The sequence below is a fragment of the Pseudomonas sp. App30 genome (genome assembly GCF_047947025.1).
GTDB lineage: Bacteria > Pseudomonadota > Gammaproteobacteria > Pseudomonadales > Pseudomonadaceae > Aquipseudomonas.
Window position 1 is genome coordinate 1,987,095 of record NZ_CP133165.1, and the last position, 13,589, is coordinate 2,000,683.

Consider the following 13,589-nt stretch of genomic DNA (forward strand, 5'->3'; position numbering starts at 1 on the left):
CGCATTCACAAAAATAATTAAGAGGCTTCATACCATGGCAAAAATCGGATTCATCGGCACCGGCATCATGGGCCTGCCCATGGCGCAGAACCTGCAGCAAGCAGGTCACCAACTGTTCCTCTCCACCCACCACGACGCCGCGCCCACCCACCTTGTCGCCGCCGGCGCCGTGGCCCTGGCCAACCCGCGCGACGTGGCCCAGGAAGCGGAATTCATCATCGTCATGGTGCCCGACACCCCGCAGGTCGAGGACGTGCTGTTCCGCGAGCAGGGCATCGCCGAGGGCCTGAGCCGCAACAAGATCGTCATCGACATGAGCTCCATCTCGCCCACCGCCACCAAGGCCTTCGCCGCCAAGGTCAACGCCCGTGGCGCGCAGTACCTGGACGCACCAGTGTCCGGTGGTGAAGTGGGCGCCAAGGCCGCCACCCTGAGCATCATGGTCGGCGGCGACCAGGACGCCTTTGACCGCGCCCTGCCGCTGTTCCAGAGCATGGGCAAGAACATCACCCGCGTCGGCGGCAACGGCGACGGCCAGACCGCCAAGGTGGCCAACCAGATCATCGTCGCCCTGAACATCCAGGCCGTGGCCGAAGCGCTGCTGTTCGCGGCGAAGAACGGCGCCGACCCGGCCAAGGTGCGTGAGGCGCTGATGGGCGGCTTCGCCTCGTCGAAGATCCTCGAAGTGCACGGCGAGCGCATGATCAAGGGCACCTTCGACCCCGGCTTCCGCATCAGCCTGCACCAGAAAGACCTCAACCTGGCCCTGCAAGGCGCCCGCGAGCTGGGCGTGAACCTGCCCAACACCGCCAACGCGCAACAGCTGTTCAGCACCTGCGCCGCCCTGGGCGGCAGCAACTGGGACCACTCGGCGCTGATCAAGGGCCTGGAACACATGGCCAACTTCAGCATCCGCGACAACTGATACATCGCAGGACCTGTGGGAGCTGGCTTGCCAGCGAGCTTTTCGGGGGCGCAAAAAGCTCGCTGGCAAGCCAGCTCCCACACCTCACTCCAAAAACAAGAATTCTTCCGGGAGCCTGCCATGTCAGTCGATCCGCAATCCTTCCTGCGCGAGCTGTTCGCCACGGCCATCGCCGCGGCCCACCCAAGCCAGGTGCTGGAACCCTTCCTGCCCGCCGACCGCAGCGGCCGGGTGATCGTCATCGGCGCCGGCAAGGCCGCAGCCGCCATGGCCGAAGTGGTCGAGCGCTGCTGGCAGGGCGAGGTCAGCGGGCTGGTAGTCACCCGCTACGGCCACGGCGCCAGCTGCCGGAAAATCGAGGTGGTGGAAGCCGCCCACCCGGTGCCCGACGCCGCCGGCCTGGCCGTGGCCCAGCGCGTGCTGCAACTGGTCAGCAACCTCACTGAAAGCGACCGGGTGATCTTCCTGCTTTCGGGCGGCGGCTCGGCGCTGCTGGCCCTGCCCGCCGCCGGCATCACCCTGGCCGACAAGCAGGCCATCAACAAGGCGCTGCTGAAATCCGGCGCCACCATTGGCGAGATGAACTGCGTGCGCAAACACCTCTCCGCCATCAAGGGCGGCCGCCTGGCCAAGGCCTGCTGGCCGGCCACCGTGCACACCTACGCGATTTCCGACGTACCCGGCGACCTGGCCACGGTCATCGCCTCCGGCCCCACCGTGGCCGACCCCAGCACCTCGGCCCAGGCGCTGGCGATCCTGGCGCGCTACCAGATCGAGGTGCCAGCGGCCGTGCGCGACTGGCTGCACAACCCTGAATCGGAGACCGTCAAGGCCGACGACCCGTGCCTGGCGCGCAGCCACTTCCAACTGATCGCCACGCCACAGCAGTCGTTGCAGGCCGCCGCCGTCAAGGCGCGCGCCGCCGGCTTCAGCCCGCTGATACTCGGCGACCTGGAAGGCGAGTCGCGCGAAGTGGCCAAGGTGCACGCCGGCATCGCCCGGCAGATCGCCATTCACGGCCAGCCGCTGGCGGCGCCGTGCGTGATTCTCTCCGGTGGCGAGACCACGGTCACCGTGCGCGGCAACGGCCGCGGCGGGCGCAACGCCGAATTCCTCCTCAGCCTCACCGAGAGCCTCAAGGGCCAGCCCGGCATCTACGCCCTGGCCGGCGACACCGACGGCATCGACGGCTCCGAGGACAACGCCGGGGCGGTCATGACCCCCTGCAGCTACCGCCGCGCCGCGCAGCTGGGCCTGAGCGCCAGCGCCGAGCTGGACAACAACAACGGCTATGGCTACTTCCAGGCGCTGGGCGACCTGGTGGTCACCGAACCCACGCGCACTAACGTCAACGACTTCCGCGCCATCCTGATTCTGGAGGCCACCGCGCCATGACCGCCTACAAGAACACCAAGATCCTCGCCACCCTGGGCCCTGCCACCCGCAGCCAGGAAGACATCCGCCAACTGGCGCTGGCCGGGGTCAACCTGTTCCGCCTCAACTTCAGCCACGGCGAGCACGGCGACCACGCCCAGCGCCTGGAATGGATTCGCGACGTGGAAGCGCAGTTGAACACGCCGCTGGGCGTGCTCATGGACCTGCAGGGGCCGAAGCTGCGCGTCGGCCGTTTCGCCGACGGCAAGGTGCTGCTGCACCGCGGCCAGGCGTTCCGCCTGGACCTCGACACCAGCCCCGGCGATGCACGCCGGGTGAACCTGCCGCACCCCGAGATCATCGCCGCCCTGGAGCCGGGCATGGACCTGCTGCTGGACGACGGCAAGCTGCGCCTGCAGGTGACCGCCAGGCATGCCGACGCCATCGACACCCAGGTCATCGCCGGCGGCGAGCTGTCGGACCGCAAGGGCGTCAACGTGCCCCAGGCGGTGCTGGAGCTCAGCCCGCTGACCGCCAAGGACCGCCGCGACCTGAGCTTCGGCCTGGAGCTGGGGGTGGACTGGGTGGCGCTGTCATTCGTGCAGCGCCCCGAGGACATCCTCGAGGCCCGCGAGCTGATCGGCGGCCGCGCGCGGCTGATGGCCAAGGTCGAGAAGCCCTCGGCGCTGGTGCACCTGGAAGAGATCGCGCGGCTCAGCGACGCGATCATGGTGGCCCGTGGCGATTTGGGCGTGGAAGTGCCGGCCGAGACCGTGCCGCAGATCCAGAAGCGCATCATTGCCGTGTGCCGCGCCCTGGGCCGGCCGGTGGTGGTGGCCACGCAAATGCTCGAATCCATGCGCTTCGCCCCCGCGCCCACCCGCGCCGAGGTCACCGACGTGGCCAACGCCGTGGCCGAGGGTGCTGACGCGGTGATGCTGTCGGCCGAGACGGCTTCCGGCGACTACCCGCTGGAAGCCGTGCAGATGATGAGCAAAATCATCCGCCAGGTGGAAAGCGGCCCCGACTACCAGGCACAACTGGACGTCAGCCGGCCCCAGGCCGAGGCCACCGTGTCGGACGCCATCAGCTGCGCCATCCGCCGTATCAGCGGCATCCTGCCGGTGGCAGTGCTGGTCAACTACAGCGAATCCGGTGCCTCGACCCTGCGCGCCGCCCGCGAACGGCCGCGGGTGCCGATCCTCAACCTCACGCCCAACCTGGCCACGGCCCGGCAGTTGAGCGTGGCCTGGGGCGTGCGTTCGGTGGTCAATGACCGCTTGCGGCAGGTGGAGGAAGTCTGCTCCACGGCGCTGGAAATCGCCCAGGCGCAAGGGCTGGCCAGCCGTGGCGACACCCTGGTGATCACCGCCGGCGTGCCGTTCGGCAAGCCGGGCAGCACCAATTCGCTGCGTATCGAAACGCTGGTGTGACAACACCTGGCCCGTAGGAGCCGAGCTTGCTCGCGATGAGGCCCTCGCTGACCCACCGCGGCGCCTGATCGCGACCAAGGTCGGCTCCTACAGGGTGTTTATCAATTCCCCGATCGTGCTGCCATGCCCCGACATTTCTGCCCCGACTGGGCCACCGCCCTGCTCAACGGCTTCAGCCAGGTGCTGCTGCAACGCAACCCGCTGTGCGGCCTGTGCTGCCTGCTGGCGATACTGGTGGGCGCCCCGCAGCTGTTGGGCGGCGCGCTGCTGGGCGCGGCCAGCGGCCTGCTCACCGCGCAACGCCGTGGCTACCTGCGCGAACACCGCCAGGCCGGCCTGTACAGCTACAACGGCGTGCTGATCGGCCTGCTGTTCAGCCAGTGGCTGCCGCTGGGCCTGACCCTGCCCCTGTTGATCATCGCCGCCAGTGGCCTGAGCAGCCTGCTGCTGGCGCGCTGGCTGCGCGTTTGCGCGCGCCCCAGCTGCCTGCCCGCCTACACCGCGCCGTTCGTGCTGGCCGGCTGGGCCCTGGCGCTGGGCATCAGCCCCGCCCCTGGCAGCCTGCAAACTTTCAACCTGAGTGACGTGCTCACAGGCCTGGGGCAGATCTTCGTGCTGCCCAGCCCCCTGGCTGGCGCGCTGATTGCCCTGGGCCTGTACCTGGCCGATCGCCGCGCCGCGCGCTGGGCGCTGCTGGGCTCTGCCGCCGGCCTGGCCTTCGCCTGGCTGCAGGGCGAGCCAGCGCTGCCCGGCCTGTACGGTTTCAACCCGGCGCTGGCGGCGCTGGCCTTTAGCGCCCAGCCGCTGCGCGCAGTGCTGGCCATCGGCCTGGCGCTGCTGTTGCAACCGGGGTTCGCCAGCCTGCCGCTGCCCGGCCTCACCGCGCCGTTCATTCTCGCCTGTTGGCTGGTGCGCGCCGGTGCCCGCGCCAGCCTGGTGGAGGGCACCTTGCACAGTCGCCGGTAAACGCCCTAGGCTTGGTCCATGTTCAGGAACCCGGACCCTATGGAAAGCCAACGCACCCTGCGCCAGAAGCTCTACACCATCATCTTCCACAGCGACACGGTGGCCGGCCGGCGCTTCGACACCACCCTGCTGCTGATCATCCTCGCCAGCCTGGTGCTGGTGATGGTCGACAGCATCGAGAGCGTGCACCGCGAGTACGCCACGCTGTTCGCCAACATCGAGTGGGGCCTGACCGGCATCTTCACCGTGGAATACCTGCTGCGCCTGTACTGCACGCCGCGGCCGCTGCGCTACGCCTTCAGCTTCTATGGGCTGGTGGACCTGCTGGCGATCGTGCCGGGCATCCTCGCCATTTACTACAGCGACGCCCAGTACCTGATGATCGTGCGGGTGATCCGCATGCTGCGCATCTTCCGCGTGCTCAAGCTGCGCCCCTACCTGAGCCAGGCCAACTACCTGATGTCGGCCCTGCGCGGCAGCCGCCAGAAGATCATTGTGTTCCTGCTCAGCGTGGCCACCCTGGTGACGGTGTTCGGCACCCTGATGTACGTGATCGAAGGCCCCGAGCACGGCTTCACCAGCATTCCCATGGGCATCTACTGGGCCATCGTCACCCTCACCACCGTGGGCTTCGGCGACATCGTGCCCAAGACCCCGCTGGGGCAGATGATCTCGGCGCTGGTAATGATCACCGGTTACTCGATCATCGCCGTGCCCACCGGCATCTTCACCGCCGAGCTGGCCAACGCCATGCGCGGCGAGCGCCAGGAGCGCCCATGCCCGGTGTGCGCCAAGGCCGATCACGACAGCGAGGCGGCGTTCTGCTCCCGTTGCGGAAATGCCTTGTTTGAAAAAACTCCATAAGCGCCCAACTTTTCGGTCTTTCGGGCGCCAACAGCGCCCGGCTATAGTGGCTGGCCAATTGATTCCAACGACAACAACAGGGACATCCACCATGCACAAACTCTTGAGCGCCTCGCTGCTCGCCGCCGGGCTGGGCCTGGCCGGGCTGGTCCAGGCTGCCCAGCCGCCCTTGCTGAACGTTTCCTACGACGTGATGCGTGATTTCTACAAGGACTACAACGCCGCGTTCCAGAAACACTGGCAGGCCGAGCACAACGAGCCGGTCAGCGTGCAGATGTCCTTCGGCGGTTCCAGCAAGCAGGCGCGCTCGGTGATCGACGGCCTGCCCGCCGACGTCATCACCATGAACATGGCCACCGACATCAACGCCCTGGCCGACAACGGCAAGCTGGTGCCCGACGACTGGGTCACGCGCCTGCCCAACCACAGCGCGCCGTTCACCTCGGCCACCGTGTTCATCGTCCGCAAGGGCAACCCCAAGGCCCTGAAAGACTGGCCCGACCTGCTCAAGGACGGCGTGCAGGTGATCGTCCCCAACCCCAAGACCAGCGGCAACGGCCGCTACACCTACCTGTCGGCCTGGGGCTACGTGCTGAAGAACGGCGGTGACGAGGACAAGGCCAAGGCCTTCGTCGGCAAGCTGTTCAAGCAGGTGCCGGTGCTGGACACCGGTGGCCGTGGCGCCACCACCACCTTCATGACCAACCAGATTGGTGATGTGCTGGTGACCTTCGAGAACGAAGCGGAAATGATTGCCCGCGAGTTCGGCCGCGACAAATTCGAGGTCATCTACCCCAGCGTCTCCGCCGAAGCCGAGCCGCCGGTGGCCGTGGTCGACAAGGTGGTGGACAAGAAAGGCAGCCGCGCCCTGGCCGAGGCCTACCTCAAGTACCTGTGGTCGCCGGAAGGCCAGGACATCGCCGCGCAGAACTACCTGCGCCCGCGTGACCCGGCGGTGCTGGCCAAGTACCAGGACCGCTTCCCCAAGGTCGACTTCCTGTCGGTTGAAAAGACCTTCGGCGACTGGCGCACCGTGCAGAAAACCCACTTCGCTGATGGCGGGGTGTTTGACCAGATCTACACCCAGCAATAACAACACCCCCGTTGTGGGAGCTGGCTTGCCAGCGAGCTGTTGATGGCCCCAAAAGCTCGCTGGCAAGCCAGCTCCCACAAGTTATACGCTCCGACATGGTGCCAACCCTGGCACCTTCGTTCCAGGTAATTGCAAAAAAGCGACACCCACGGTAATCCATCGGCCAATTGTTTCGTCCTTTCTACATTGGCACAGCCATTGCTCTTCACGCCCCACCCCTCTCATGAAGAGAGCCGACCCGAGTACGACCATGCCCAGCTTCACGCCCACGCTAAAAGCCCTGGTCCTGTCGATTGCCACCAGCGGGATGCTGGTGGGCTGCGACAAGCCTGCTTCACCTACCCAGGCGGCCGCCGCCGGGCCGATTGCCGTGGACGTGGCCACCGCCACGCCGGCCCTGGAACCGCGCACCACGGTGCTCACCGGGCGCCTGGAAGCCTTCCGCACCGCCGAGGTCCGCGCCCGCGTGGCCGGCATCGTCGAACAGCGCACCTACACCGAGGGCGCGGCGGTGAAAGCCGGCGACCTGCTATTCCGCATCGACCCGGCGCCGTTTGCCGCCCAGCTGGCCGCCGCCGAGGCTGAACTGGCCCAGGCGCGCGTGGCCGCCGAGTCTGCCGGCGACATTGCCCGCCGTTCCCAGCAGTTGGTGGTGGACAATTCCATCAGCGTGCAGCAGAGCCGCCAGGACCTGTTCGCCGAGAAACGTGCCAAGGCCGCGGTGCTGTCCGCCGAAGCCAAGGTGCGCAGCGCGCGCCTGCAACTGGACTACGCCAGCGTCAAGGCGCCGATCGCCGGGCGCGCCCGCCGCGCGCTGGTCAGCGAAGGCGCCATGGTCGGCCAGGACGAAGGCACGCCGCTGACCACCGTCGAACAGCTGGACCCCATCTACGTCAACTTCTCGCAGCCGGCCAGCGATTTCCTGGCGTTGGGCGAGGCGCTCAAGGACAGCCCCGGTGCCGCCCGCGTGACCCTGCGCCTGAGCGACGGCAGCCTGTACAAGCGCGCCGGCAAGCTGCTGTTCACCGACACCGCGGTAGACCCGAAAACCGACACCGTGGCCCTGCGTGCGCAGTTCGACAACCCCGAGCAGCTGTTGCTGCCCGGCCTGTACGTGCAGGTGGAGTTCGAACGCGCCGGCGGCCACCACGACGTGCTGATCCCACAGCAGGCGCTGACCCGCACCCGCGACGGCGCCTACGTGATGGTGCTCAAGGACGGCCACGCGCGCCAGGTCAACGTCCAGGCCCAGACCCTGCAGGGCCGCCAGTGGCGGGTCAGCGCCGGGCTGGACGGCGGCGAGCAGGTGATCCTCGACGGCGGCGCCCTGGGTGACGGCCAGGCCGTGGCCGTGAAACCTTCCGCCGACACCGGCACGGTAGCCGACCGCTCATAGGGAATCCCATGTCAGCCTTTTTCATCGCCCGGCCCGTCATGGCCTGGGTCATCGCCATTGTCATCCTGCTGGCCGGGCTGGGCGCGGCCACGCGCCTGTCCATGGAGCAGTACCCCAACGTCGCGCCGCCGCGCGTGGGCATCACTGCCAGCTACCCGGGCGCCTCGCCCGAGGTGGCCGAACGCACCGTCACGGCGGTGATCGAGCGTGAGCTGAGCGGCATTCCGGGGCTGTTGTACTTCGCCTCCAACAGCTCGGAAAACACCATCGAGCTGAACCTGTCGTTCGAGACCGGCACCAACACCCAGCTGGCGGCGGTGGAGGTGCAGAACCGCCTCAAGCGCGTGGAAGAGCGCCTGCCCGAGAGCGTGCGGCGCCAGGGCCTGACCGTGGAACAGAGCGGCCAGAACGAGCTGATGTTCGTGACCCTGACCGCCGACAACCCCAACGTCGATGACATCGAGCTGGGCGACTACGCCACCAGCGTGGTCCGCCCGGCCCTGCTGCGCACCCCGGGGGTGGGCGGGGTCGAGGTGTACAGCCCCGAGTACGCCATGCGCATCTGGCCCGACGTGCAGCGCCTGACCGCCACCGGCATCACCACCACCGAGCTGGTCAACGCCATCAGCCTGCAGAACCAGCGCATTACCCTGGGCGCCATCGGCACCCCGCCGTCGCCGGCCAGCACGGCGATTACCGCGCCGCTGGCGGTGCAGGAAGAGCTGGACACGCCCCAGGCGTTCGGCGCCATCGCCCTGCGCGTGAACCCCGACGGCTCGGCCCTGCGCGTGGCCGACGTGGCGCGGGTGGAGCTGGGCGGCATGAACTACGACTACCCGGCGTTCCTCAACGGCCGCTACGCTGGCGCCATCTCGGTGAAGCTGGCCAGCGGCGCCAATGCCCTGCAGACCGCCGACGCCATCAAGGCCACCCTCGCCGAGCTGGCGCCGGAGTTCCCGCCGGGCCTGCACTACCACACCGCCTTCGACACCTCGACCTTCGTCCACCTGTCCATCGTCAAGGTTGGCTACACCCTGGTGGAGGCCATGGTGCTGGTGTTCGCGGTGATGTGGCTGTTCCTGGGCAACTGGCGCGCCACGCTGATCCCCAGCCTGGTGGTGCCCATCGCCCTGGCCGGCACCTGCGCGGCCATGCTGGTGCTGGGTTTCTCGCTGAACGTGCTGACGCTGTTCGGCATGGTGCTGGCCATCGGCATCCTGGTGGACGACGCCATCGTGGTGGTGGAGAACGTCGAGCGGATCATGGCCGAGCAAGGCGTGGGTCCGCGCGAGGCCACCCTGCAGGCCATGGGCCAGATCAGCGGCGCCATCATCGCCATCACCCTGGTGCTGACTGCGGTGTTCGTGCCCATGGCGCTGTTCCCTGGTGCCGTGGGGCAGATCTACCGGCAGTTCACCGTGGCGCTGGCGGTGCCCATGGCGCTGTCGGCGTTCCTGGCCCTGAGCCTGACCCCGGCGCTGTGCGCCACCCTGCTCAAGCCCGCCAGCCACGGCACCAGCCCCGGCCGCGTGGCGCGCGCCAGCCAGGCGTTCGCCGACCGTTACCTGCGGGCACTGGACGCCTTCCTGCGCCGGCCGCTGCGCTTCATGCTGCTGTACGCCGGCCTGCTGGGCCTGTGCGCGCTGTTGTTCGCCTACCTGCCGGGCGGCTTCCTGCCCAAGGAAGACAAAGGCAATTTCGCCACGGTGATCCAGCTGCCCACCGGCGCCACCCAGGCGGACACGCGCCAGGTGGTGGACGAGGTGCAGCGCTTCATGGCCCAGGACCCGAACATCGAAAGCCGCTTCGCCATGCAGGGCTTCAGCTATTTCGGCGACGGCCAGAACGCGGCCATGGTGTGGCCGACGCTGATCGACTGGTCGCGGCGCAAGCAGCCCGACCAGCAGGTGGACGCGATCATGCAGCGCATCAACACGCACTTCGCCCACGGCACCGCCAGCCAGCCCAAGGCCACGGTGAAGGCATTGAACACCCCGCCGCTGCCCTCCATGGGCCGCACCGAGGGCATCGACCTGCGCCTGCAGGACCGCGGTGGCCTGGGCCACGACGCGCTGCTGGCGGCCAAGGACCAGCTGCTGGCCCTGGCGGCCAAGAGCCCGGTGCTGGCCGACGTGTCATTCTCCGGCCAGGACGACGCGCCGCAGCTGCGCGTGAGCATCGACCGGGTCAAGGCGCAGAGCATGGGCGTGGCGGTCAGCGAGATCAACGACACCCTGGCCACGCTCTACGGTTCGCAGTACCTGGGCGACTTCATCTACAAGAACCAGGTGCGGCGCATCCTGGTGCAGGCCGAGGGCCGTGACCGCCAGGCCGCCGACAGCCTGCTGCAGGCGCGGGTGCGCAACAGCAATGGCGACATGGTGCCGCTGAGTGCCTTCGTCAGCATGCGCTGGACCCTGGGCGCGTTGCAGATCGACCACTTCAACGGCTTCCCGGCCATGGCCATCAGCGCCCAGCCGGCGCCGGGCTACAGCACCAGCCAGGCCATGGATGCGCTGGGCGCGCTGGTGGCGCAGCTGCCGGTGGGGGTGGGCTACGAGTGGGCCGGGCAGTCGTACCAGGAGCGCCTGTCGGGCAACCAGGTGCCGCTGCTGTTCGGGCTGTCGGTGCTGGTGATTTTCCTCTGCCTGGCCGCCCTGTATGAAAGCTGGTCGATGCCGCTGGCGGTGATCCTCGCCATCCCCCTGGGGCTGCTGGGCGCGCTGGCTGCCACACACCTGCGCGGCATGCCCGATGACCTGTACTTCAAGGTGGGGATGATCACCATCATGGGCCTGACGGCGAAGAACGCCATCCTCATCATCGAGGTGGCCGAGACCCTGCACCGCCAGGGCGCCAGCCTGCACCAGTCGATACTGGACGCCGCGCGCATGCGCCTGCGGCCCATCGTGATGACCTCGCTGGCGTTCATGTTCGGCGTGCTGCCCCTGGCCCTGGCCACCGGCCCGGGTTCGGCCAGCCAGCGGGCGATTGGCACCAGCGTGTTCGGCGGAATGCTCTCGGCGACGGTGCTGACGGTGTTCTTCGTGCCGTTGCTGTATGGCCTGGTGGTGCGCTTGCGCCGGCGCCCTACCCCTTCCGTAGCCGCTGCCGAAGGCTGCGCTGGCCCGTCGGTGCACTGAAGATCTGCGGCGCATGGAAGGGCCAGCGCAGCCTGGCGGCAGCGGCTACAGGGCGGGGGGGCGCCGCCACCTTACATCGGCGGCTTCAGGCCATTTTCCCCAGCGGAAATGGCCTTCGCGGTGTAGCTGCCGTCCGCCGCCTTCTGCGCGAACAGCACAATCTTCACCCCCGGCTTGAGCAGGCTGCGGTCAGCCGGCACCAGGTTGACTACCGGCACGTCGTCCGGCACCAGGATCTTCTGCTCGCCGCCTTTGTATTTCACGGTGATGGTGCGCCCGTTGGCCACCACCAGGTCGCCGACGCTGCCGTTGGTCATGCTGCTGTTGGCCGCCAGGTCGAAGGCGCGGTGGCCGTCGCCGGTGCCGGCCATGGAAGGCGGGAACACATGCACTTCCAGGGCCTTGAGGGTGCCGTCGGCCTGGGGAATGGCGGCCGAACCGACGTAGCTGCCCGGCTTGATGTCGGCGATGTTGGCCAGGGTCACGCCGCGCACCTGGGTGTCGGGCGTCAGGTGCACCACCACGTCTTCGCCGCGGTTGGTCTTCACCTGCAGGTCGTCGCCGTTGATGGCGGTGATGGCCCCGCGCACGCCCGTGGGTTGCGCGTCGGCGGCGTGCAGGCCGCTGCTGGCAAGCACCGCCAGGGCCAGGCTGGATGCAGTGAACAAGCGTTTGAGCTTCATGAACGGCACTCCTGAGGGAAATCGATAGCTAGCGATCAATTCCCACTCTATCACCGTTGCTCAGGCCAGCGCGTGCTCTTCGTTGAGCAGGGTCACGCCGCCATCGATGATCACTTCCAGGTCGTGGTCCTTGCCCCAGCGGAACAGCTGGGCCAGCAGCGTGGCGTTGGTTTCGCCGAACAGGTACACGGTGTTCACCGGCTGTTCGAGGATCCAGCGGCCCAGGTCGGTGGCCTCCAGCGAGTGCTGGAAGTCGTAGCTGAACTCCGGCTCGCTGAAGCGCGGCTTTACCTCGACCACCGAGCTGGCCAGCAGGTCCGGGGCCTTGGCCGCCACCTGCACGTGGGCCAGGGGAAACTTGCCCACCCGCCAATCGCGCAGCAGCTGCACCAGGCGCACCTTGGCGCGCTGGGCCTTCATGTCCAGGCGGCCTTCGGAAGGAATTTCCAGGCGCTGGTTGAGGATCAGCCACACCGGCTGGCGGCGCGGGGTCTTGAGCAGCACCTCGGCCTTGACCTTGGCCGCGCGCAACGCCAGCGCCAACACCAGCAGCAACGCCGTGGCCACCCAGCGCAGGCTGCCCTCGCCTGCCGCCTGCACCACCAGCGCCAGCGCCACGCAGCCCAGCCACAGGTAGTCGGCGCGCTTCCACGCCACCTCGCCCCAGCGGCCCAGGGAGATGCACGCCCAGCAGAACAGGCTGTACAGGAACAGCGCCAGCACCGCCAGCCAGCGCAGGTCACGCGCCAGCGCCAGCACGTCCAGCGCCGGGCTCAGCCACAGCGACACCACGGCCAGCAGCACCAGGGAAATAAGAGTGGGTAACAGGTAAGGCTTGTTGAAAAACTGCTTCATGAATGTCAGCCGAAAAGTCCAGGGGGCGTTGGGACGTATCGGCGGCGGGTGGGGATTCTTGATGGTTGATTTGGCGTGGCGCGCGGACGCGACCACATCACCCCAAGGTCCCGTAGCAGCGGCCGCAGGCCGCGTCCGCCAACGCAACCAATCCCCCGCCGTACACGTAGCCGCTGCCGAAGGCTGCGGCCACACGGCGCTTGCAGTCATCCGCCTGTAAAGATAACCTTCCCCCGTCGTTGCCAAATCAACGACCCGGGGTCGAAGCCGGCACTCAATCAACATGGCGCAGTAGCGCCCCCATAAAAGCTGGGGCATTTTTTTGCCTTTTGCTTTGCTTTATGGCGGGCCGTGTGGCGCGGGCCTCTTGGCTTCCATGTTGATCGAGAGTTACCCGACTTCGAACGCCGCACGGTCTGCCACCCAACTTGTCGAAGGGTTAGTGGCGATCTTCACTCAACATGGGATCGAATCATGTCCATCTGCGCCGCTGCTTTATCCGAAACCCTTTCACCGTTGCCTACCACCTGCGAAATCGACTTTGGAACAAGCCCTTCCGGTCATCTGTTCACGGTACGTGGCGATGTGCCGATCGATGAGGCACTGCAGAGTGCCAACGCGATACTCAACACCATCCGTGTGCTGGCGGACGAGCGTTGTGATGCTACGGTAGAGGCAGCCCAAGCACTGAACCACGCAATCGAATGTCTCACAGAGATGAGTAGCGGATTAGTTGCTGCTTCGCTGCAAGGTGTGCACGCCTCCAGATAGGCCAGCATCGCAGGTGCCCGTGGGAAAAACCCGTAGCAGCGGCCGCAGGCCGCGTCCGCCAACGCAACCAATTCCCCGCCGAACAC

At 67.5% G+C, this 13,589-nt stretch carries 11 protein-coding genes; 9 read left to right on the top strand and 2 right to left on the bottom strand.

The window, feature by feature from the left end; genetic code table 11:
- Nucleotides 1-34: 34 nt before the first annotated feature.
- From RAM80_RS09005 to RAM80_RS09040, 8 genes are all read left to right on the top strand, one after another.
- The gene (locus RAM80_RS09005) at nt 35-925 is read left to right on the top strand and encodes a 2-hydroxy-3-oxopropionate reductase (protein WP_416425958.1); all 891 of its coding nucleotides are present in this window, start codon (nt 35-37) and stop codon (nt 923-925) included.
- Nucleotides 926-1,045: 120 nt separating this feature from the next.
- On the top strand, nt 1,046-2,320 hold the full coding sequence (locus tag RAM80_RS09010) for a glycerate kinase type-2 family protein (protein ID WP_416425960.1): 1,275 nt from the start codon (nt 1,046-1,048) through the stop codon (nt 2,318-2,320).
- Nucleotides 2,317-3,732 carry a pyruvate kinase gene (gene pyk / locus RAM80_RS09015; protein WP_416425962.1) on the top strand — a complete coding sequence of 472 codons (1,416 nt, stop codon included), beginning with the start codon at nt 2,317-2,319 and terminating at the stop codon, nt 3,730-3,732. Before RAM80_RS09010 ends, pyk begins: the two co-directional genes overlap by 4 nt.
- A gap of 123 nt (nt 3,733-3,855) precedes the next feature.
- Nucleotides 3,856-4,698, top strand: coding sequence for an urea transporter (locus tag RAM80_RS09020; RefSeq protein ID WP_416425964.1), 843 nt, complete (start codon nt 3,856-3,858; stop codon nt 4,696-4,698).
- A 39-nt stretch (nt 4,699-4,737) separates the two neighbouring features.
- On the top strand, nt 4,738-5,562 hold the full coding sequence (locus tag RAM80_RS09025; RefSeq protein WP_416425966.1) for an ion transporter: 825 nt from the start codon (nt 4,738-4,740) through the stop codon (nt 5,560-5,562).
- A gap of 91 nt (nt 5,563-5,653) precedes the next feature.
- Nucleotides 5,654-6,655: a sulfate ABC transporter substrate-binding protein gene (locus tag RAM80_RS09030; RefSeq protein ID WP_416425968.1), complete on the top strand. Its 1,002-nt coding sequence runs from the start codon at nt 5,654-5,656 to the stop codon at nt 6,653-6,655.
- Nucleotides 6,656-6,905: 250 nt separating this feature from the next.
- Nucleotides 6,906-8,051, top strand: a complete 1,146-nt coding sequence (locus tag RAM80_RS09035) for an efflux RND transporter periplasmic adaptor subunit (RefSeq protein ID WP_416425970.1) — start codon at nt 6,906-6,908, stop codon at nt 8,049-8,051.
- Between the two features lie 8 nt (nt 8,052-8,059).
- Complete coding sequence (locus tag RAM80_RS09040) at nt 8,060-11,194, top strand: multidrug efflux RND transporter permease subunit (RefSeq protein WP_416425972.1); 3,135 nt, start codon at nt 8,060-8,062, stop codon at nt 11,192-11,194.
- 71 nt (nt 11,195-11,265) lie between these two features.
- Here the strand turns inward: RAM80_RS09040 and RAM80_RS09045 are convergent, their stop codons facing one another.
- Nucleotides 11,266-11,877 carry a DUF5666 domain-containing protein gene (locus tag RAM80_RS09045; RefSeq protein WP_416425974.1) on the bottom strand — a complete coding sequence of 204 codons (612 nt, stop codon included), beginning with the start codon at nt 11,875-11,877 and terminating at the stop codon, nt 11,266-11,268.
- 60 nt (nt 11,878-11,937) lie between these two features.
- Entirely contained in the window at nt 11,938-12,732 is a 795-nt protein-coding gene (locus RAM80_RS09050; RefSeq protein WP_416425976.1) for a hypothetical protein, read from the bottom strand.
- A 474-nt stretch (nt 12,733-13,206) separates the two neighbouring features.
- On the opposite strand from RAM80_RS09050, the gene RAM80_RS09055 reads away from it, so the two are divergent.
- Entirely contained in the window at nt 13,207-13,503 is a 297-nt protein-coding gene (locus RAM80_RS09055) for a DUF3077 domain-containing protein (RefSeq protein WP_416425978.1), read from the top strand.
- Nucleotides 13,504-13,589 lie beyond the last annotated feature (86 nt).